We start from the raw sequence: 19,262 nt of genomic DNA on the forward strand, positions 1-19,262 counted from the left end.
ATCGCTCTTACAGGTCCGATGTTTGATGCGCAACATCCCGGTGCCTCGAAGATGTCTCCTGTTGAACTTCAGCGGCGAGCGACATCGATGCAGCTAATTTGGCGATCCACGTCAGGCACTGCTGCAGCAACGCCGACTCATCCCCTGCCCTGTAACTGACAATAATCGGCGAAGTCGCCAAAGGTTCCAACAAGGGCGAGTAGCCAATATCGTCGCGGTGCAAACGCTGCACCGAAGCCGGTACCAGGGAAATGCCAATACCCGCCGCTACTAGCCCGATGGCGGTCTGCAGTTCATTGGTCATTTGCGCCACACGGACCTTCAAGTCATGCCGGGCAGATAGCCGCAGCACATGATCGGCATAGCTGGGGCGAATATTGCCAGGATAGAGTACAAAGGGTTCGAGGGCCAATTGCTCCATGCTTACCGTCGCGCCCAGCAAGTGGTGCCCGGCGGGCAGCGCCACGACCAGGGGATCCTGATGTATAACTTTTTTGCACCACGGCGGCGTCGATGTGGATGCGCCCGAAACCGATATCGATACGCCCACTTTTCAGGGCTTCGACCTGCTGCAACATGACCATTTCCGACAGGCCCAGCTCGATACCGCCATCGCTGCGCAGGCGTCGGATAAGCTCAGGTAGCGCGCCGTACAGCGTCGACGGCGCGAATCCGATCCCCAACCAGCGCCGTTGCCCCTGAGCAATACGCCGGGTGTCATCGCAGACCCGCTCCAGCTTCTATTTCAGACTGCCCCTAGGGCACGTTACCCACGATTGGCGATTTCACGACCAATAACGATCATTAACAACAGTCCACCAGCTATGCCAAGCGTCAAAGGCGCCCCCAGGTGGGCCGCAATTAGTCCCGCAAACAGCCCCCCAATGGCCTCGAAACCGAAACGCAATGCGATGTAAAACGCAATGACTCGTCCGCGAAGTGCGCTGGGCGCGCCACTTTGCAGTTGCATATTACTGCTCACATTACTCACGGTGATCCCAAACCCGAGGACTGCCAAACACACTAACGCCAGCAGTAGATGGCCAGGCACAGCCAGCCCAAGCAAGCCCATTGCGCATAACACCGCTCCAGCCAATATAAAATGCTGCAACCTCGACGCTGAACCGCTTACCGCTAACACGACGGTCGCCAGGAAAGCGCCGGCACCTGCAGCGCCCCATAGCCACCCAAGCGTGCGAGCATCCCCCTCATAAACTGTCTTGGCTAAAATGGGCAGCAACGCGGTATAGCAGGACGCGAGGAGGTTGATAATCACGACACTGACCATCAACCGCCGAACTTCAAGCGTTCTCCAGAGATAACGCACCCCTTCTCGAAACACTTCACCTGTTGAGCCACTGGCTCTTGGGCTTGGCGTCACGCGCACTTTCATGAGCCCGATCAGCAGACACAGAAACGCCAGGGCAGTCAGTAAAAAGCAGCCTGCCTCCCCCGCCAAGGCAATCAAGGCACCGGCCAAGGGTGGCCCGACAAAGCGAGCCGCATTGATTAACATGGCGTTAAGTACGAGGGCATTGGGCAGGTCGGCCGGATCAGGAACAAAGCTTGCGATCAACGCCTGACGGAGCGGAGTCTCCACGGCATTGAGCAATCCGAGCAGCAAAGCCATGAGCGCAATAGTCAGGCCGTTCATCCATTGCCCATAGGCGAGAATCGCCAGTGCCAAGGACTGTAGAGCGAGGACGGTCTGCACGATAATCAGCAGGCGACGCTTGTCGTGCCTATCCGTCCAGGCGCCTGCCAAAGGGCCAATCAGCAGCTGTGGCGCCAGACTGAGGAAGGTAATAGCGCCGAGCAGCACCGCCGAGCCTGTCAGGTGATAGGTCAACCACGACAACGCGACTTGTTGAACCCACTTGCCTAGGGTGGAAACGGCTTGCCCTGCAAAATAGATTTGAAAATTGCGATGTGCCAGCGCCCTCACGGATGCAGGCCACTGACTACGGTGCGTGGTGTGGGGGTCAGGCAAGTCATTGCTCCTGATTGACAAGTAACAGTAATGCCCGCCCCGCACGCATCAATGGCAGATTACGGCAGCAGGCAACCTTTTTTCTTCAGCGATTCCAGTACCCAGGTACGGTCGTTGGTGCCTATAGCAATCTGCTCCATCTGCTTGCTCTCGGCGGCATGCTTGGCAGCCGCCCACTCATAGACTTCGCCGACTTGATCGAATGGCACACACAAGAGGCCGTCATCATCGCCAATAATCAGATCGCCGGGCTCAATCACCATACCATCGATCGCAATGGGCACGTTGATCTCACCCGGACCATCCTTGTAAGGGCCGCGATGTGAAATGCCTGCCGCGAACAAGGGAAAATCATCCGCGCCGATGACTGCCGAATCTCGAATCGCGCCATTGATAACGATACCCGCGACACCGCGCTTGATGGCGTAAGCAACCATCATTTCGCCGATCAAGGCATTGGATAGATCGCCCCCAGCATCGACGACCACCACATCACCCGGCTCCGCTATATCCAGTGCGTAATGCAGCATGAGGTTGTCGCCCGGACGGGCTTTGACCGCGTGCTGAGTGACGAGCATTCGCAAGTGGCCGAAGTGGGTTCCACGCAGGAGACCGCGCTGTCTGATCGTCTCGGTGCACATCTAGACTCGATGCTCGCTATTCAACTCGAGCGGATGGCTGATTGCTTCCGCCTCGCTAAAGTTGCACAAGCCTCATGTCAGCCAATACGCCTTGGCACCACCTGTACAAAATCAAGCGCTGGTATCGGTTGCGGTGGCATCAGCTTCAGTCATACCACACGCCACTCTGGCCAGGTCATCGGTGAAACGAGCCTCTGCCCTTTACCCAGACTCAGCTCTGCGACTTCGCCAGATTCAGGCCTCTCAATATCGGTGTAGTAGTAGTCACCACGCCAGAACGCGAAGAACTCCTCCTCCAGATCATCCACCCGCTCTTTGACCATGATCTGGTCGAGAACAACCGCCGCCCGCTTCAGTGCAGCGGTCGTTTGGCTGATAGGCACGCAATGGATCGCATTCGGCAACGCAGCAACGTTCCGACCGTCAGCGAAGTGATTCAGATTGCCATCATGCAAATCGGGCGATCGGCTTGCGGCGGCTCCATGTGCAGTACATCCAGCACGGTGCCGCCCAACTGGCAGCTGCAAGGCCGTCGGACACCGCGTTGTCATTCACCAACGGGACGTGCGCGGTGTTGATGAGCAACGCACCGGGTTTCGTCCGTGCAATCTCGGCAATAACGATCAGATAACGGGTATGCGGCGTCAGCAGGCATCGCCGGCGCGCACCGCGCAATGCCGTATGCCAAAAGGCAGCCAAGCCCGCAACAGCCCACCACCAGGCACATCGGCCATGGCGTGCCGTCCGCTATGCGGCTGACCCACAGGCTCGCCAGCCCCCCGAAGGCGAACTGCATTGAGATCCCCAGTGCGACGCTCGCCCCCGCCTGCGTCGGGAACATATTCATCAGGCTTGCCGTGCAATTGGCCCCCAGCAACCCGGTGACACCCATGTACAGCATTAGGCACAACACGATACTGGTCAGGCCGACCCACTGCGTGTATCCCGCGACCATTAACGCTAGCCCCGCTCCACCCGCCACAACTGCGCCAAACCCCAGCATACGTGGTGGCCCCAGGCGATTGACCCAGTGGGCATTGATAAAGCTCACCATGATGATGCCTAAAATATTTAGGCCAAACAGCGCACTGAACGTGCGCGGCGACACACCGAAGTACTCCACGTACACAAAGGGCGAAGCGGTGATAAAGGCGAACACACCGCCAAACGTCAGTGACATACATAGGATCAATGCCACTGCCCGGGGTTGACGGAGAATACTCGGATAGGCCGCAAACGCCGCTTTCACAGAGGTGCTTCGAGCCTGCGGCGACAGGCTCTCTTCTAAGCCCACGCTGACCATCAGCAGGCACAGCCCACATAGTAGGAATAGCACGGCGAATATGGTGCGCCAACCATCGATCAGTACCAGCCAGGTGCCGACCATTGGTGCGACCAGCGTCGCCATCATCGTCAGCATTTGCATCCAGGACAGCACCTTCGCGGCCTGCGCCAGGCCGTACAGATCTCTGGCCACAGTCCTGGCCAGCACCATTGCACCGGCCCCGCCAAGCGCCTGGATAAAGCGCCAGGCGATGAGTTGCTCGATGTTTGCAGCAAACAGGCAACCCAGCGTCGCCAGACCGTACAGCACCAGGCTTCCCAGCAGCAACGGGCGCCGCCCATAGCGGTCCGACAGCGGACCATAAAACAACATGCCCAGGCACAAGCCAGCGAGGAAAATGCTAATCGTATATTGCACGTGAGCAGTGCTGCTCGACAGTTCAACAGCAATCCGCGGCAGGCTGGGCAGGTAGGTATCGATAGAAAAAGGCACGAAGGCCGTCAGCGAGGCCAGCAGAGCAACCAAGCGCAAAGTGGGCTTCATTCGGAGCGCGCAAGGCTTGCAAGAAAGTCTGCAACTAGCGCATTGAATACAGCACCTTGATCGTCGTGAACATAGTGACTGGCGTCGGCGACCTCCACCGTCCGCACGTGCGAGTTGCTGGCCCTCATCGCCTGCAGCGCCGTGGGGGGCAGAAAGTCCGAGCAGCTGCCGCGAATGAACAAGCTTGGGCAATCCAGCGCGCGCACCGCTGGCCACAAATCCGTCGGTTCGATACTCAGCCGTGCCTCGGCGATCCCCTGCTGATCATGGCGCCAGGCAATCACGCCGTCACACTTTTGCATCGAATATGTCAGCCTCGACGCTAGGCCCTGCTCCGATAAGCCCGGGCGTGAAGCCTTCCAGAATGCGCGGGCCGCCTCCCAACTGTCGAAGTGCAACGGCGTCTGGCCCATCTCGCGGCGAATACGCGCAGCGCCATCGCCTTGGCTTGAGGAGCCGGGGCCAATGTCCTCGATGATTAAGCCATCCAAACGACCCGGATGTTGCCGCGCATACTCGAGAGCGTTAGCCCCACCCAATGAGTGCCCCAGCAAGACAAAACGCTGCAGATCCACATGGGCGATCAGGTCCTCAAGATCCTCAACATAAGACTGCGTGTGGTAGCTCGCGGCCGGGGCCCAGTCACTCAGCCCGCGACCGCGCTGGTCGAGGGCGTAGATGCAATAACCACCCCCCAACGCCTCGACCAACGACTCCCAGGTCTGTGCATAGGCGCGCAAGCCATGCAACAGCACCAGCGGCACGCCGCTCGGGTCGCCCCAACGTAAAAAATGCAAACGCAAGCCGGCGCGATTGGTGAAAAAGCGGCTGTCTGGGGACATGATTTTGCTCCGTGAGTGCAGGGCCTGGATCGACTTAGAAACGATCGAAGCGATAAGGGCTGGGATCGATGATGGGCGCGTGCCCGCTGACAATATCCGCCGCCAGGTGACCCGCCGCCGGTGAAGTACCAAAGCCGTGCCCGGAAAAACCGGTGGCCACGGTCAGGCCGGGAATTTGCGCGACCGGGCCTATTACCGGGTTGGAATCCGGGGTCACATCGATGGTGCCTGCCCAGGCTTGAGCGATCCGGGCTTGCTCGAATACCGGCCAGGCCGCCTTGAGGTTGTTCATCGCATCATTGTTCAGCCGCGGGTTGGCGGCGGGGTCTTGCGTGCGTACACGCTCGAACGGGCTGATGCTGTCGGCCGACCAACGCCGGGGCAGCGCCAGGTCGTTGAAAAAATACTTGCCCAGCGACACGTTCAACACGCTGCGCTGCGCACGAAATTGCGGCATGTATTGCTTGGCAAGCAACAGGTGATCGAGGGTCAGGAAGGCGTCCAGCTTGCCACGCTGGGTAATGATGAAGCCGCCGTCCTTGTGTTTGCGAAACGAAAAGTCCGGCGCGCCCACGGCAATTTCAGTAGGGCCCTGCATCGGATGGGTACGCAACACCGAGCAGGTCAAGGCCAGCGTCGGCAAGGACACACCGAGGTTGCCCAAAAAACGCCGCGACCACATACCGCCGGCGAGCAATACCTGATCGCAGCGGATCTCGCCTTTTTCAGTAACCACGCCACTGACTTTGCCGGCAGACATCTGCAGCGTACGCACCGCACATTGCTCGATGATCACCACGCCCAGGGCCATGGCCGCCTTGGCAATCGCACTGCTGGCCAGGGTCGGCTCCGCACGCGCGTCGGACGGCGTGTAGATCCCGCCGGCCCAGTCGCCCTCGCCGCCCGGCACCAATTGTTCGATCTCGCGTTTGCTCAGCAATCGAGAATCAAGGGACAGATGCTCGACCGACTTGAGCCAACCTTCATGCATGGCCATTTGCGTGTCGTTGCGGGCGACAAACATGATGCCTTCTTGCCGATAGCCCACATCCGCGCCCACCCGCTCGGGCATTTGCGCCCACAAGCGGTCTGCGGCCAGGGCCAGCGGTATATCGTGCGCGTGCCGGCTGGTCTTGCGCACCCAGCCCAGGTTTCGCGAGGACTGCTCGCCGGCAATACGGCCTTTTTCCAGCACCACCACCGGAATATTGCGTTCGGCCAGCGTCAGTGCAGCCGTCAAGCCGATGATGCCGCCGCCGATAATGACGACGCAGGTCGCAGTGGGAAACACGGTGGACGTATCCACGGGCGCAATCGTCGGGGCCATGATCAAGACTCGATAAGCAATTAAGGTCAGCCGCGCACGCGCACAGCCACGTAACGGGTTACTGCGACAGGCGAATGACGTCGACTTGCGCCTTGGAAGCGTTGCGATAAGCCGTCACTTCCAATTCCACCTTGTAGACCGTCGAGCCCAGCGGCGGGCACGTAACGGTGCTGGCCGGATCGACGCCGCGAAACTTCTCGCCGATCAAGGCCATCACCGCCGGCACATCCTTGGGGTCTTGGATGAACACGCGCGAGCACACCACATCGGCCAGGCTGGCATCGACGGCGGCCAGCGCGGTTTCGATGTTGGCGAAGACCTGGTGCGCCTGCTCGAGGACGTCTTCCGGGATCAATTTGGTTTGAGGGTTACGGCCGGCGGTGTTGGAAACATAGATCCAGTTGTCCACCACCACCAGGCGCGAATAGCTGGCTTGGTCTTCAAACGGGGAACCGGTCTTGAGCTTGATGATTTTTGTCATGTCGAAGGTCTCTTCAGTTGTATAGGAAATGGCTCAGCGCAGCTCCGGGGTTTCCCACAGATTCAGTTTCACGCCGATGCCTCTTTCGATTGCATTGCGGTACACCACGGTGCCCCAGGCCACGTCTTCCACGGGCATGCCGCCGACCGACATGATGATGATTTCTTCATCGTTCCTGCGCCCTGGGGCATCGCCGGCAATGATCTTGCCGATGTCTTCAAGCTGTTCGGGTTGCATCGTGCCTTCGGCGATCATGTCCATGAAACGCACCCCGATCACCGGCACGCAGTGGTGGGCAGGCTTGGGCAATTCTTCGAACCAGGCTTCGTAGAGGCCGGTGTTGTCCAGCACCTTGCGCACGTCGGCACGCTCCATCCCTTCATCCAGGGAGCAGGATGCCGGCATCGCCATGAAGGCCCCCGGTTTGACCCACTCGCGTTTAACGATTGGGTAGATTGAGGGGTCGCCCGTCTTACCGGAGCTACAATAAGTAACAAGGTCGGAATCACGGACCACTTCTTCGAGGCTATCGACCACTTTAATCGTGGTTACCTGGGGGTAGGTTTCCTTCACCCAGGCGATAAAATCGTTCAGGCTTTTCTCGCCTCGGCCCTTGATCTTTAACGTATCGATTTGCGGGCAAACGGCGATGAATGCGGCGAGCGTGGTCTTGCCCATCACACCCGGGCCGAGCAGACCGACCACCGTTGAATCCTTGCGGGCCAGGTGCCGCGCGCCCACGCCGGGGATCGCGCCGGTGCGATAGGCCGACAGCAGGTTGGCGGACATATGCGCCAGCGGCGCGCCGGTGTCGGGGTCGTTGAGGGTGAACATCAGAATCGAGCGGGGCAGGCCTTTTTCGCGGTTGGCAATATTGGAGCCGTACCATTTGACGCCCGCAGTGCAGAAATTGCCGCCCAGGTAGGCCGGCATCGCCATCATGCGCCGGTCAGCGGTGGGCTTGGGCATGTTCGGGAACGGCGAATCCTTCGGGAATATCACAATGGCGCCGTGGGAATCATTGTTCGGCCCGGCCATGCGATAGTCGCCGCTATACAGCAGGCCGAACATCTCTTCCATGGTGTTCACACAGGCGAGCATGTCGGTCACGCCAGCGCGGATCATGTCCTGCTCGGACAGGTAGATGAAGTCTATTTTTGTAGTAATGGACATAATTATTCTCGGACTGGAGGTAATATCGCTGCGGTAGGCGCTGCTCCCACGCTATCGACCTTGAGTATCAGCGGGCGAATTTCGGCGGTATTGTAAATTTCGGACATCACGGTGCATTCCGCGCGCACGTACTGGCGCGATAAATGCGTGATTATTCCCGGATGTCTCCACTTGAAGGTGCTATGATGGTCAACCTGTGCGCGCCGACGCTGCGGCACCACACCGCGTACGAACAACCCTGGTTCGTGCTCAACTCATCGCGGTATTCGGTAGTGCCTTCCGATCACCCGGCGATTTCGCATTTCTATGCCTTTGACGTTGCCGACTCGGCCGACCTGCTGGCGGTCCCGGATGGCTGTGTGGACATCGTGTTCGACTGTGATGCCACGCGCCCCAGCGTGAGGATTTGTGGCACGCCGTTGGAGGCGCAGCGGGTCCAGTTGCTGCAGGGTCATCATTACTTCGGCGTGCGCTTTTCGCCGGGGGTGATTCCGGGTTTCATCAACGTCTTGGCCGAGGACCTGACCGAACAGGAATGGGACCTGCTGGAAGTGTCTGCATTTGCCCAGCGCATTTTCGAGAGCATCGTCCAGGCCCCGCAGTTGCAGGAGCAAATGAAGCTGTTCAACGACTACCTGATCCCGCGCTTGATGGGCAGGACCTCAAAGCTGACGGCCATGGTCATTCAACAGGCGCTCGCCCACCGCGGCGACCTGCGCATCCAACAGCTTGAACACCTCAGTGGCTACACCAGCCGTAGCATTCATCGCCAGTTCAGCCAGGACACTGGCCTGTCACCCAAGACCTTCTGCCGGATCATCCGCTGCCAGGCGGCTCTGGAAACCCTGAATACCCAGCACGATGTATCGTTTTCGGAACTCGCCCTGGACCTGGGCTTTTCCGATCAGTCGCACTTCCTGCGCGACTTCAAGAAACTGGTCAGTACAACGCCCTGCGAATACCAACGCACAATGCTGCGAAACGCCTATAACGAGCGCATCAGCTTCGCCTGAAACCCCGCCCTCCCTTCCCTCGCCGGGAAATTAAGTTTCGGTCTCCATCATTTCTCCATAAACCCTACGCTGAACGTGCATGCTGATGAGGCATCATCCAATCCGTTGCTGAAAAACTGCGCACCGTTGCAGCATTGAGCCACGGCATAGCACATCGACCGAGCAGACCATGACTGAATCATCCCTTGCATCGAGCGCCAACCAGGCGCTGATCCTGATCGCCGAAGACGAGCCGGAGATTGCCGATATCCTCGCGGCCTATCTCAAGCGCGCCGGCTTTAAAACCGTGCATGCGCAGGACGGGCGGCGCGCGCTTGAGCTGCATCAGGCGCTCAAGCCCGATCTGGTGCTGCTCGATGTGCTGATGCCGAAGCTGGACGGCTGGATGGTGCTGGCGGAAGTTCGTCATCGCGGCAACACGCCGGTGATCATGCTGACGGCCCAGGATCAGGACATGGACAAGCTCATGGGGCTGCGCATAGGCGCCGATGACTACATCGTCAAACCCTTCAACCCGGCGGAGGTCATCGCCAGGGTCCAGGCAGTACTGCGCCGATGCGCCGATCAGGGACATGGCAGCGGCCACAGTGTGCTGCGCGTCGGCCCATTCGAGATCGACATCGACAACCATGAGGTAAGCGTGCGCATCGGCACGCAAAAACAGCCGTTGCAACTGACGGTGACCGAATTCAGGTTGCTCGCGCAGTTGGCAAAGTCGCCGCGTCGAGTGTTCAGCCGCGCCGAACTGCTGGTGCTCTGCTCACCTGAGAGCGACAGCCTGGAGCGTACGGTCGACAGCCATATCAGCAAATTGCGCCGCAAGATCGAAGACCTCGGCATGCGCGGCGTGCCGGCCAGCATCCGGGGCGTCGGCTACCGGTTCGGGAGCCAGGCATGAACGTCAGCAACAGCATGAGCCGGCAGATCATCTTGTCGATGACCGCCGTGGTGCTGTGTGTAATCGCACTCGCGGTCGTCGGCACCTACGTGTTCTATGCATTGCTTTGGACCCTGTCGCCCCCGACGCAGCTGGAGCTGGAGGCGGATGAATGGTTGCCCAGTGGCGTAGAATGGGCCTGGATGAGCTTGATTACCTGCGTCAGCCTGGGCGTCGGCGTGGCGGTGGCCGTCAAATTGTCCCGACGCATTCTCATGCCGCTGAACTCGGTGGCGGCCAGTCTGCGCAGCCTGGCCGACGGCGACCTGGATGCACGGGCAGTGGCGCCAGACGTTTCTCCGGGCGAAGCTGCCCGCCTGGTGAATGACTTCAATAGCATGGCGAACCGATTGAAACGCATGGCCGAAGAACAAGCCTTCTGGAACGCCGCGATTGCCCATGAACTGCGCACCCCGCTGACCATCCTGCGCGGCCGTCTGCAAGGCCTGGCCGAGGGTGTATTCAAGCCTGACACTTCGCAGTTCTATAGTCTCCTCAGCCAGGTCGAAGGGTTGACGCGCCTGGTTGAAGATCTGCGCGTGGTGGGCATGGGGGATAACGGCTACCTGAAGCTGGAAATCAAGCATGTCGAGCTGGCCGACGCGCTGGAGGCCGAAGCGCGGTTGTTCGAACCCAGCCTGAACAGTGCCGGTTTCGTCCTGCTGCTGGACCTGCGCAAGGGCCCCGTGCACTGCGATCCCGCCCGCATCCGCCAGGCCTTGCTGGCACTGCTGGACAACATCCGCCGGCATGCCACGCCGGGCAACGTCAGCGTTCAGCTCGGCAGTGACGAGCGCGGCAATTTCCTGAGGGTCGCGGATGAGGGTCCGGGTGTCGACGAGCCGTTCGCCGCCCTTATTTTCGATGCGTTTCAGCGTGGCGACAGTTCGCGTTCCCGCGCCCAGGGCGGCAGTGGCCTGGGCCTGGCCGTGGTGCGTTCGATCGCGCTGGCCCATGGCGGCGCCGTGGCCTGTCGAACACTTGTAAATGGCGGCACTTTATTTGAACTCAGTTGGCCAACGGCAACCCTTTTGAATATCGAACCCTGACAACCTTGAAGCGAAGTTTGCTCTATTAACACCCACCAAGGTGATGGCATGCGTCTCCGTATCTCTTTATTCAAAAGAGCAATTAAATATCGCCACTTTGCCTTACTGGACCTACAAGGACGTTGTATCGCATTCATGAGTTGCGAAGAAATCCCCAACAGAGGTGAATGGATGGAAGTCGAAGCAGTCAATCTCGCCTGGCTCAATCAAACGCTGCCAGGCCTTGAACGCCGGGCAGCGATCAGCCACACCGTGTAATGCCTGGCACCCTTGTTTAACGTTCCAACGTGGATAACTGTTATGCCGACACTGCATTCAGCGCGGATGCCTATCGCCCTTAAACAACTGGAAGCGTCACTGACGCTCTACACATTCAAACTCAAAAAGGTGCAGCGCTTCTGTATTCCCCTGCAAAAGTACGCGCCTTCTTGTGTCTTGGCCCTGTGGCTGTTGGGCGTATGTGCATCGCTGATAACCCAATCCTATTATCACTGGCTGCTGACAGCGCCGACCATCTGCATCCTGATCACCCTGGAAATCATCATCGAAGAAGTCCAGATCGATCTGTTGTTGATGACCGACGAAGCGCGTCATCGGCTCGGCATCTCCCGCGACTTTCATCAACGCGCAACGCGCGACACAGGTGCACCATGGCATCCGTAACACCGCCGATTCTGCTCGAAGAAAGTAAAAAACTGGGACAGCAATCTGCCAGCCAGACCCTCAAGGCCATCGCCAGGGCCTATCCCGGTAAATTGTTCGGCACCTTATCGTTGGTCGCACTGGAAAATGCGCTGCTGCTGGCCTACCCGCTGTTCGCCGGGTTTGCCGTGGACTCGATCATCCGCGGCGATGCCGCCAGTGCATTGTGGTATGCCGCCGTGGTATTGGGCTTCTGGGTGGTTGGCGCGGCGCGGCGGGCGCTGGATACGCGCACCTTTACGCGCATCTACGCCGACCTTGCGGTACCGGTAATTCTCAACCAGCGCCTGCAACGCCACAGCACCTCCAAGGCGGCGGCGCGGGTGGTGCTGGCGCGCGACTTCGTCGACTTTTTTGAAAAGCACGTGCCGACAATCGCCACCGCGCTGGTGTCGATCGTCGGGGCGGCGGGCATGCTGTTGGTGATCGAGCCCTGGGTCGGCCTGGCCTGTCTGCTGGCGTTGCTGCTATGCGTCACGCTCATGCCGGGCTTCGCGCGGCGCAACCAACGCTTGCATGAGCGCTTGAACAATCGGCTGGAAAAGGAAATCGGCCTGGTGGAAACGGTCGGGGCGCATACCTTGCACCGCCACTATCAGGTGCTGTCGCGGCTGCGCATCGGGCTATCGGACCGTGAAGCAGTGGCGTTCCTGTCCATTGGCATTCTGGCGGCGCTGCTGTTCGTGGTCGCGATCACCCAACTGGCCTTGGCGCCAGCGGTGAAAGCCGGGCATATCTACGCGGTGATGACCTACCTGTGGACCTTCGTCAGTTGCCTGGATGAAGCGCCTTCGATGATCGACCAACTGGCGCGGCTCAAGGACATCGGCAAGCGGGTGGACCCAGGCCTGGCGGATTCAGCGCGGTGACCTGCGCGTTTCCGACGGCGATTCGCCGAACAGCTCGCGGTAATGCGTGGCGAAATGGCTCAGGTGAAAAAAACCCATGGCCACGGCGATTTCACCGACGTTTTTCTTGCTCGGGCAGGTTGCGATCAGGCGTCGCCTGACCGCGTTGAGACGCAAATTGCGCAAGTACTCTACTGGCCGCATACCGGTCACTGCCTGAAAACTGTTCTGCAGGGTTCTGCGACTGACGCGCAACTGCTCGCAAAGGTCCAGGATGCTCAGCGGGGTATCGCCACTGGCAATGATCAATTCCTGGCTGCGTCTGACCAAATAGGCGCTGACCGCGAAATTGCCACGCCGGCCACGCACTTCGTCGCCTGCGTGGGTGAACAGATCGAGGAACGCACCGAGCAGCTCATCTTCCAGGATTTTTTCCGACGCCGGGCTGATGGCGTCCGCGTGTTCCAGAAAGTGACGAAACAATAGGTGAATGCGCTGACGAATGCGCAGCAGTGACGGTTCATCCACGTTAAGCGCGGGCACGCTGGTCAAACGCTTGAGCTGATCATTGGATAACTCGAAAGCCGCCAGTTTGGCGAAACGCACGGCATCGACGTTGAATGCAAAAAAATGCGTGCCTTGCGGCGCATGCAGCACGAACTCTTCGGCATCACGCAGCAGCACCACGCTTTGCGCGCTTACCCGTTGCCCCTGGACCACCGGAGGGTTGCCCAGTGACATGGCTGCGCACAAGCGGCCCTGGGGCGAACGGCCATGCTGCACCACCCGCTTGTCCAGCACCTCCTGGAAGATCTGGAAGCGATCACCGGTCAGTTGCCGCAGCTCACTGGTCAGGCAGCCGCGACCGAGCTGGTCATAGACCTGCTGCCAACCCTGGATCGAGCCGGCGTGCTGTTGAGAGTCATTGAAGGTTCGGACTTCAGCGAGCATATTCGTCATTCCTCGGCGGCCGGGTTCTTGCTTTTGGCCTGAAGGTGGCTCAGTCATCCGTGACATCGGTTGGCGTTACACAGGCGCAACGTCCGCCTGGAAAACCAAAGCCAGTTCCGTGCCAAGCATGTGCAGATGATAAGTGCCTGGGTGAATATCCATCGGCGCCAGTAGCGCACCGGAAAGCACCACCTGCCCGGCCTCTACGCGATGACCATCGGCCAGCAAGCGCCGCACCAGCCAGCACAGGTTGAACAGGGGGCTGTCTTCTCGGTCCTGGGTATCGCCGCTGCCCAGATACACACCCTCATGCTCCAAGTGATACGCCACGCACGCATGCCGGACAGGATCGAACGGCACAGGCTGCCCTACACAGTACAGTGCCGCGGCGGCGTTATCGGCCAGGAACGCGCCAAGCCCGAAATGCCAGCCCTGCCAGCGACAGTCGGCGATCTCGAACGCCGGCGCCACCTCGGCGATGGCCGCCAGAATCTCCTCATCCCCGTAGTCGCCCGCTACCAGCGTGCGCCCGAACACAAACGCCAGTTCGACCTCAAGCTTGGGCTGAATCAACCGCTCAAATGACACCGTGCTGCCCGGCTCGACCTCCATGACCGCCGTGAGGCCGCCATACACCGGCTCGTCGAGGCCAAAGCGCGCTTGCGCCGCGCGGCCTGCAAAGGCGACCTTCCAACCGCTCAGCCGCTCGCCGCCGGCCTGGCGCCGTGCCAGCCCCTGAAGCTGCAGACCGTAGCCTTCCAGCCGGTCCAGCGCCTCGGGCGGCAACGGTGCAATGGGCTGGGCGGTGCGCCAGGCCTCGTACAGTTGGCCGAGCAGTGCGTTGGCGCCACTCATGAAAGTTGCTCCGCCAGTTTGCGCAGTACGCCATCAAGCCGCTCCGGAGTGGTAATCGCCGCGACAAATCGGTCCGGACGCACCACCACGATGCAGTCACGCACCTTGGAGAACCATTCGCCCAGGCGGTTATCCACGTCCTCCACACTCACGGCGTCGCTGGCCGTCAACGGCTGGTTTCGGCCCACGCCGCTGCGCGACCGGTTGACCTGGATGAAACAGGTGCCCCAACGTGCCCAATAATCCGCCATCGGTTCGCTGAGGTGCTCGCGCGGATTCACGCGGTAACCCAGCACGGCATAGCTGTTGCCGAGGACTTCGTCCAGGCGCCGGCGCTGACCTTGCGCATCTTCGATATTCGGTTGGATGAACAGTTGCCCGACTAGATCATCCTCACGCAATTCGGCCCGCTCGTGATAGACCAGCCCTTTGGTGATGGTCGCCTTGGGTTTGAACTTGAACTCCAGCAAGTGCGAACGCAGGTTGTCGACGCTGTTGACTGCCTGGAACAGCCAGTCGCGCACGCCTGCCATCAGCGGGTTGGTCAAGCCAAGGACGGCGCCCATATTGTCGGCCAGGGCTACCAGTTCAGTGGCGTGACCACGGCGTTCCTGGTCGTAACTGGCCAGGATCGAGGGCGCCGCACGCCCCTGGATAATCGCCGCGAGCTTCCAGGCCACGTTGGCCACATCGCGCAGGCCGGAATTAAGGCCTTGCCCGGCCCAGGGCGGAGAAATATGCGCCGCATCACCCACCAGCGCCACACGCCCTTCGACAAAGCGCGCCGCGACGCGCGAGTGGTGGGTATAGGCACGAATGCGAATGACATTGAGGTCGTTTACGGCATCGCCGATATGCCCGTGGATCAGCTTGCGAATCGTTGCCTCTTCGCACATTTTCGCTTCGTCCTCGCCCTCCATCAGCATGAATTCCCAGCGCCGCTGCTGGTACGGCAAATAGATGCACACGAAAGGCCGCTGCGGATCGGCATGCAACGCGGTGTAGGGTGCGTCCAGCGTGTCGTTGGCTGTATCGACCACCACCCATTTGCGTGGATGGGTCAGCCCCAGCAGTTCGATACCGAGTTTTTTACGCACCGTGGAGCGACCGCCGTCGGCACCGATCACATAGTCGGCTTGAAGCTGGTAGGTCTCGCCGTCGGCACCGCGCACCTGCAGGGTCACGCCCTGATCGTCCTGCGCAAGTTCGAGCAGTTCGTGGCCCTGGCGCAACTCGACGCTGGCGCGCTGCCCGAGATGCTCACGCAAGGTGCCTTCGAGCAGTTGCTGCATGAAAATATTGCGCATCGGCCAGCCGTAGTGGGCAGCACTTGGCTTGACCTCGGCGAAACACACGCCGCGCGCGTTGTAGTAGCGCAGCGGCACATCGCAAATCATGTCGCGTACCGCCAGTTCGGCGATACCGATGCCCTGCAACACACGCAATGCCTCATCGTCCATGCCCACGGCACGGGGATAAGGCAGGATGCCGTCGGCCAGTTCAAGGACGATGCAGTCGATACCGTACATTCCCATATAGTGCGCGGCCGTGATGCCATTGGGGCCACCGCCCACGATGACAACCTGGGTCTTCTCCTGCTTCATCGCTATTCACCGCTTTCTTGTTGTGGTTTTGATCCAATACTGCTTGATGCTGCGCCTTTATCAGTGCAGCCCGTCAATACCTTTTACATCCTCGGCCTTCAGGCCGCCCAACCGCGCATGCAAACGGCCGCGGGTGGCGAACGCCCAAATCACCACTACCTCATCAGCCGAAGGGCCGTCACCGAACGTCAGGGAGAAGCTGTCGTAATGCGAACGCACGTACAGCGCGTCTTTGTGGGCCAGCGGTACGTCGATGGTCGAACCCGGCCCGCCGCGTTTGCCGGTCGAGGGCACCCACGACTTGCCACCGCCCAGGGCGACGCGGATCGGATCGGCGGCCGGGTTGGTGAGGAACGCGTTGCCGTGCTCGTATTCTCCCGCGCTGCCCACCAGGATGGCCTTGCCATAGCTGACAATTTCATGTGCGCCGGCCAATGCCTTGATGCGCCGGCCGAACTCTTCGCCCAGCAGCGGCGACGGCTCAGTCAATTGCGAGAGGTCCTCGCTGTAGCGCCCGGCATAAGGGTTGGCGATCACGGCAGCCACGGCGTATTTGAACAGCGGCTCGCCATCGGCCAGTTGGCCACTTTCGTTGGCCAGGGTTTCTTCGATGAAGCTGTACCATTTGCGGATGTGATAGCTGGCAAAATTCGCGGTTTTCATCAGGTGAACCTCGGTTCAAATCGGGTCAAGGGGGTCAAGGGGGTCAAGCGTGATGTTGCGACTCGGCGCACGGGCGGCCTTGAAGCGGGCCTTGCCGCACGCATCGTCATGCTCTGTCTCGAGAAAGAATTCCATGCGATTGCAATCGGGGTCGTTGAAATACAGGCCGTTGCCGATTTCATGATCGGTAATTTTCACCACCTCCACCCCCTTCTTCAGCAACATGCCGTAGAGCTGGCGCAAGGTGGTCATGTCACCTTCGATTTCCAATCCGTAGTGCTGCAGGCCCAGGCCGCCCTGATGGGCGCCCGGTTCTGCACGAATCAAGGCGATGTCGTGATGTTTGGTGCCAAACGCCATCATGACCCAGCTTTCGCCCCGGGCACTTTCGTGCATGCCCAGGATGTCGGCATACCAGCGCGCCGACACATCAGGATCACTCACAAATAGCGATAAGTGAGTCCGAAGGATTTTGACTTTCATCACCGATTTCCTCAGTTTTTCTTGACGATGGATTGATGCCCGGCCTTGATCTGCGCCACGGCAGGCGTCCAGAGCACATCCGCGATCTCACTGAATTCACGCCAGTGCTTCTGCCAGCCGTCCCCACCATTGTCAGAAGTGAACAAGTGCCCATACTTGGTGCCCGCCACGATCTGGCGCGGGTTGGCCGGGTTGAAGGCAATGGCCCAGACGCAGGAGTTGGGTTGCTGCGGCAGCGGCAATACCTCCCAACTGAGGGCGGCGTTACGGGAAATCAGGATTTTGCTGGTGGTGCCGGGAGTGCCGTCGGAAATGCTCAGGTACAGCGTGTCCTCGGTGCCCGGCGGCGCGTTCATGGCGCGTATGTAGTACAGGCCGAACGCTTCCCGGCCAACAATGCCGGTCCAGGTCAAGCCTTCATCAAGGCTGCGGTAGACCGCGTTGACGCACACCACCACGATGACTTTTTCGCCATGGTTGGGCAGCACCAGGATGTTGTGGATATCCGAGTTGAAGTCCCACAGCAGGCGGTCATCAACCCGAGTCCAGCTGTCGCCACCGTCGCGGGAATGGAACAGCCCACCCTCCTCCAGGCCGAACCACACCTGATTGCGGTCGGTGGGGTCGTAGGCGAAGGCCAGCAAACGTGGGCGACTGACGCCGTCGCAGAATTCCGGGATCTCCACCGGCGCGCGATCCCAGCTCAGGCCGCCGTCCAGGGTGCGCCACAGCACAGCGCGCGAGGGCGCACCGGTACCGACAAAGATCCGCTGGGCATCCTGCGGGTCCACCGCGACCTTCCACACCGTCTCGCCGTTGAACGGCGAATCGACGCGCTGCCAGTGCCCACCGGTGTCGTGGCTGACACACAAGCCCACGTCGGTGCCGGCATAGATTCGCTCGGGCGTGTCGGGATGCACGCTCAAGGAGCGGGTGATCGCGTCGAATTCCAGGTCTTGCCCCAGGCCCAGACGATGCCAGGTCTTGCCATCGTCGGCACTGCGAATCACCGCCTGCCCGACGGTGGCGACTAAAAGGGTTCCGTTACTCATCTCTGATACTCCTCAGATATAGATGCCACGGGTCAAACCACCGTCGATGCCGATGGACTCACCGGTTACCGCGCCAGCCTTCGGCGACGCCAGGAAGCCGATCAGCCAGCCCATTTCGATCGGTGCCAGGGTGCGGCGAATCGGCGTCGCGTCGATGTAGGCCTGTTCAACCTGTTCCGCGGTCTTGCCTTGCTTGACCGCTTCGCGCTCGTACAGCTCCTGGATATGCGGGGTATCCACCACGCCGGGGTGAATCAGGTTGACCGTGATGCCCGACGGACCGAGCTGGTCGGACAGGGTTTTGGTCATGTGGGCAATCGCCAGGTTGCGCATGCCCGAGAGCACTTTGCTGCTGCGCCCGGTGAGCCCGCCGATGTTGATGATGCGACCGAAGCCGGCAGCCTTCATGTGCGGGGTCACGGCCTTGGCGCAACGGAAGTAGCCGATCACCTTGGTGTTGAGGTCCGACAGCAACTCCTCGTCGCCGGCGTGCTCGATGTCATTGCGTACCACACCAGACGGCGCGGCAGCACCGTTGACGAGGATGTCGATGCGGCCGAAATGCTTGTACGCCGCATCGACCATCTCCGACACGGCCTTCATGTCATTGGTGTCACAGAACAGCGGCAGCACTTCATTACCGGTCTGTGCCGTGATCTCTTCGGCAGCCAGTTGCAGGAACGCCATGCGCCGCGCGCAGATCACCACCTTGCAACCTTCCTCGGACAGAAAACGTGCGACTTCCTTGCCGATGCCCATGCCGCCGCCGGTCACAATTGCCACACGGCCTTTCAATTCCAGATCCATTGCCATTTCCTCTTGT

Annotated in this window: 22 protein-coding genes and 1 pseudogene; 6 read left to right on the forward strand and 17 right to left on the reverse strand. The window is 60.2% G+C overall.

All coding sequences use genetic code 11. The features are described 5' to 3' along the window. Positions 1–7: 7 nt before the first annotated feature. The 10 genes and pseudogenes from QF045_RS19800 to QF045_RS19840 form a co-directional block, all read right to left on the reverse strand. Positions 8–740, reverse strand: a pseudogene (locus tag QF045_RS19800) (LysR substrate-binding domain-containing protein); the annotation flags it as partial. 26 nt (positions 741–766) lie between these two features. Further along, positions 767–1,990 (reverse strand): MFS transporter, encoded by a 1,224-nt coding sequence (locus QF045_RS19805; protein ID WP_256681673.1) that lies wholly within the window; start codon positions 1,988–1,990, stop codon positions 767–769. Positions 1,991–2,049: 59 nt separating this feature from the next. Continuing rightward, complete coding sequence (locus QF045_RS19810; protein ID WP_256660163.1) at positions 2,050–2,568, reverse strand: RraA family protein; 519 nt, start codon at positions 2,566–2,568, stop codon at positions 2,050–2,052. 212 nt (positions 2,569–2,780) lie between these two features. Further along, positions 2,781–3,086, reverse strand: a complete 306-nt coding sequence (locus QF045_RS19815) for a hypothetical protein (RefSeq protein ID WP_306493679.1) — start codon at positions 3,084–3,086, stop codon at positions 2,781–2,783. Beyond that, positions 3,079–3,258 (reverse strand): hypothetical protein, encoded by a 180-nt coding sequence (locus tag QF045_RS27810; protein WP_373424491.1) that lies wholly within the window; start codon positions 3,256–3,258, stop codon positions 3,079–3,081. Before QF045_RS27810 ends, QF045_RS19815 begins: the two co-directional genes overlap by 8 nt. Further along, complete coding sequence (locus tag QF045_RS19820; protein WP_124362244.1) at positions 3,179–4,459, reverse strand: multidrug effflux MFS transporter; 1,281 nt, start codon at positions 4,457–4,459, stop codon at positions 3,179–3,181. Before QF045_RS19820 ends, QF045_RS27810 begins: the two co-directional genes overlap by 80 nt. Beyond that, positions 4,456–5,301 carry an alpha/beta fold hydrolase gene (locus tag QF045_RS19825; protein WP_124362243.1) on the reverse strand — a complete coding sequence of 282 codons (846 nt, stop codon included), beginning with the start codon at positions 5,299–5,301 and terminating at the stop codon, positions 4,456–4,458. Before QF045_RS19825 ends, QF045_RS19820 begins: the two co-directional genes overlap by 4 nt. Positions 5,302–5,335: 34 nt before the next feature. Further along, on the reverse strand, positions 5,336–6,628 hold the full coding sequence (locus tag QF045_RS19830; RefSeq protein ID WP_124362242.1) for an FAD-binding oxidoreductase: 1,293 nt from the start codon (positions 6,626–6,628) through the stop codon (positions 5,336–5,338). A gap of 58 nt (positions 6,629–6,686) precedes the next feature. Then, positions 6,687–7,109, reverse strand: a complete 423-nt coding sequence (locus tag QF045_RS19835; protein WP_124362241.1) for a RidA family protein — start codon at positions 7,107–7,109, stop codon at positions 6,687–6,689. 33 nt (positions 7,110–7,142) lie between these two features. Beyond that, on the reverse strand, positions 7,143–8,282 hold the full coding sequence (locus QF045_RS19840; protein ID WP_124362240.1) for a tyramine oxidase subunit B: 1,140 nt from the start codon (positions 8,280–8,282) through the stop codon (positions 7,143–7,145). 185 nt (positions 8,283–8,467) lie between these two features. On the opposite strand from QF045_RS19840, the gene QF045_RS19845 reads away from it, so the two are divergent. The 6 genes from QF045_RS19845 to QF045_RS19870 all read left to right on the forward strand — a co-directional run bounded on the left by QF045_RS19845 (position 8,468) and on the right by QF045_RS19870 (position 12,852). Next, positions 8,468–9,295 (forward strand): helix-turn-helix domain-containing protein, encoded by an 828-nt coding sequence (locus tag QF045_RS19845; protein ID WP_124365135.1) that lies wholly within the window; start codon positions 8,468–8,470, stop codon positions 9,293–9,295. A 169-nt stretch (positions 9,296–9,464) separates the two neighbouring features. Continuing rightward, on the forward strand, positions 9,465–10,193 hold the full coding sequence (locus QF045_RS19850) for a response regulator (RefSeq protein WP_124362239.1): 729 nt from the start codon (positions 9,465–9,467) through the stop codon (positions 10,191–10,193). Continuing rightward, positions 10,190–11,281 carry an ATP-binding protein gene (locus QF045_RS19855; RefSeq protein ID WP_124362238.1) on the forward strand — a complete coding sequence of 364 codons (1,092 nt, stop codon included), beginning with the start codon at positions 10,190–10,192 and terminating at the stop codon, positions 11,279–11,281. The genes QF045_RS19850 and QF045_RS19855 overlap by 4 nt, the downstream gene beginning before the upstream one ends. Before the next feature lie 48 nt (positions 11,282–11,329). Beyond that, complete coding sequence (locus QF045_RS19860) at positions 11,330–11,539, forward strand: hypothetical protein (protein WP_124362237.1); 210 nt, start codon at positions 11,330–11,332, stop codon at positions 11,537–11,539. 42 nt (positions 11,540–11,581) lie between these two features. Next, positions 11,582–11,944 (forward strand): hypothetical protein, encoded by a 363-nt coding sequence (locus QF045_RS19865; RefSeq protein ID WP_124362236.1) that lies wholly within the window; start codon positions 11,582–11,584, stop codon positions 11,942–11,944. Beyond that, complete coding sequence (locus QF045_RS19870) at positions 11,932–12,852, forward strand: ABC transporter six-transmembrane domain-containing protein (protein ID WP_124362235.1); 921 nt, start codon at positions 11,932–11,934, stop codon at positions 12,850–12,852. The genes QF045_RS19865 and QF045_RS19870 overlap by 13 nt, the downstream gene beginning before the upstream one ends. Here QF045_RS19870 and QF045_RS19875 read toward each other — a convergent pair. From QF045_RS19875 to QF045_RS19905, 7 genes are all read right to left on the reverse strand, one after another. After that, positions 12,841–13,782, reverse strand: a complete 942-nt coding sequence (locus QF045_RS19875; protein ID WP_124362234.1) for a helix-turn-helix domain-containing protein — start codon at positions 13,780–13,782, stop codon at positions 12,841–12,843. The genes QF045_RS19870 and QF045_RS19875 overlap by 12 nt on opposite strands. 75 nt (positions 13,783–13,857) lie before the next feature. Continuing rightward, entirely contained in the window at positions 13,858–14,637 is a 780-nt protein-coding gene (locus tag QF045_RS19880) for a 2-keto-4-pentenoate hydratase (RefSeq protein ID WP_124362233.1), read from the reverse strand. Then, positions 14,634–16,241: a bifunctional 3-(3-hydroxy-phenyl)propionate/3-hydroxycinnamic acid hydroxylase gene (locus tag QF045_RS19885; protein WP_124403729.1), complete on the reverse strand. Its 1,608-nt coding sequence runs from the start codon at positions 16,239–16,241 to the stop codon at positions 14,634–14,636. The genes QF045_RS19880 and QF045_RS19885 overlap by 4 nt, the downstream gene beginning before the upstream one ends. A gap of 60 nt (positions 16,242–16,301) precedes the next feature. Continuing rightward, complete coding sequence (locus QF045_RS19890; RefSeq protein ID WP_124362231.1) at positions 16,302–16,904, reverse strand: amino acid synthesis family protein; 603 nt, start codon at positions 16,902–16,904, stop codon at positions 16,302–16,304. 15 nt (positions 16,905–16,919) lie between these two features. Further along, entirely contained in the window at positions 16,920–17,387 is a 468-nt protein-coding gene (locus QF045_RS19895; RefSeq protein ID WP_124362230.1) for a VOC family protein, read from the reverse strand. Positions 17,388–17,398: 11 nt separating this feature from the next. Continuing rightward, the gene (locus QF045_RS19900; RefSeq protein ID WP_124362229.1) at positions 17,399–18,439 is read right to left on the reverse strand and encodes a YCF48-related protein; all 1,041 of its coding nucleotides are present in this window, start codon (positions 18,437–18,439) and stop codon (positions 17,399–17,401) included. A gap of 12 nt (positions 18,440–18,451) precedes the next feature. Next, a complete protein-coding gene (locus tag QF045_RS19905) occupies positions 18,452–19,246 on the reverse strand; it encodes an SDR family NAD(P)-dependent oxidoreductase (RefSeq protein WP_124362228.1) in 795 nt (264 codons plus the stop codon). Positions 19,247–19,262: the final 16 nt, after the last annotated feature.

Origin of the sequence: Pseudomonas sp. W4I3 (genome assembly GCF_030816195.1) — a bacterium.
Classification (GTDB): domain Bacteria; phylum Pseudomonadota; class Gammaproteobacteria; order Pseudomonadales; family Pseudomonadaceae; genus Aquipseudomonas.

Excerpts from the sequence above, each read along its gene's own strand:
- QF045_RS19820 (WP_124362244.1), bottom strand. The coding sequence starts at position 4,459 with ATGAAGCCCACTTTGCGCTTGGTTGCTCTGCTGGCCTCGCTGACGGCC.
- QF045_RS19850 (WP_124362239.1), top strand. The coding sequence starts at position 9,465 with ATGACTGAATCATCCCTTGCATCGAGCGCCAACCAGGCGCTGATCCTG.
- QF045_RS19825 (WP_124362243.1), bottom strand. The coding sequence starts at position 5,301 with ATGTCCCCAGACAGCCGCTTTTTCACCAATCGCGCCGGCTTGCGTTTG.
- QF045_RS19840 (WP_124362240.1), bottom strand. The coding sequence starts at position 8,282 with ATGTCCATTACTACAAAAATAGACTTCATCTACCTGTCCGAGCAGGAC.
- QF045_RS19845 (WP_124365135.1), top strand. The coding sequence starts at position 8,468 with ATGGTCAACCTGTGCGCGCCGACGCTGCGGCACCACACCGCGTACGAA.
- QF045_RS19870 (WP_124362235.1), top strand. The coding sequence starts at position 11,932 with ATGGCATCCGTAACACCGCCGATTCTGCTCGAAGAAAGTAAAAAACTG.
- QF045_RS19855 (WP_124362238.1), top strand. The coding sequence starts at position 10,190 with ATGAACGTCAGCAACAGCATGAGCCGGCAGATCATCTTGTCGATGACC.
- QF045_RS19865 (WP_124362236.1), top strand. The coding sequence starts at position 11,582 with ATGCCGACACTGCATTCAGCGCGGATGCCTATCGCCCTTAAACAACTG.
- QF045_RS19860 (WP_124362237.1), top strand. The coding sequence starts at position 11,330 with ATGCGTCTCCGTATCTCTTTATTCAAAAGAGCAATTAAATATCGCCAC.
- QF045_RS19835 (WP_124362241.1), bottom strand. The coding sequence starts at position 7,109 with ATGACAAAAATCATCAAGCTCAAGACCGGTTCCCCGTTTGAAGACCAA.
- QF045_RS19830 (WP_124362242.1), bottom strand. The coding sequence starts at position 6,628 with ATGGCCCCGACGATTGCGCCCGTGGATACGTCCACCGTGTTTCCCACT.
- QF045_RS19880 (WP_124362233.1), bottom strand. The coding sequence starts at position 14,637 with ATGAGTGGCGCCAACGCACTGCTCGGCCAACTGTACGAGGCCTGGCGC.
- QF045_RS19905 (WP_124362228.1), bottom strand. The coding sequence starts at position 19,246 with ATGGATCTGGAATTGAAAGGCCGTGTGGCAATTGTGACCGGCGGCGGC.
- QF045_RS19890 (WP_124362231.1), bottom strand. The coding sequence starts at position 16,904 with ATGAAAACCGCGAATTTTGCCAGCTATCACATCCGCAAATGGTACAGC.
- QF045_RS19810 (WP_256660163.1), bottom strand. The coding sequence starts at position 2,568 with ATGCTCGTCACTCAGCACGCGGTCAAAGCCCGTCCGGGCGACAACCTC.
- QF045_RS19900 (WP_124362229.1), bottom strand. The coding sequence starts at position 18,439 with ATGAGTAACGGAACCCTTTTAGTCGCCACCGTCGGGCAGGCGGTGATT.
- QF045_RS19875 (WP_124362234.1), bottom strand. The coding sequence starts at position 13,782 with ATGCTCGCTGAAGTCCGAACCTTCAATGACTCTCAACAGCACGCCGGC.
- QF045_RS19885 (WP_124403729.1), bottom strand. The coding sequence starts at position 16,241 with ATGAAGCAGGAGAAGACCCAGGTTGTCATCGTGGGCGGTGGCCCCAAT.
- QF045_RS19895 (WP_124362230.1), bottom strand. The coding sequence starts at position 17,387 with ATGAAAGTCAAAATCCTTCGGACTCACTTATCGCTATTTGTGAGTGAT.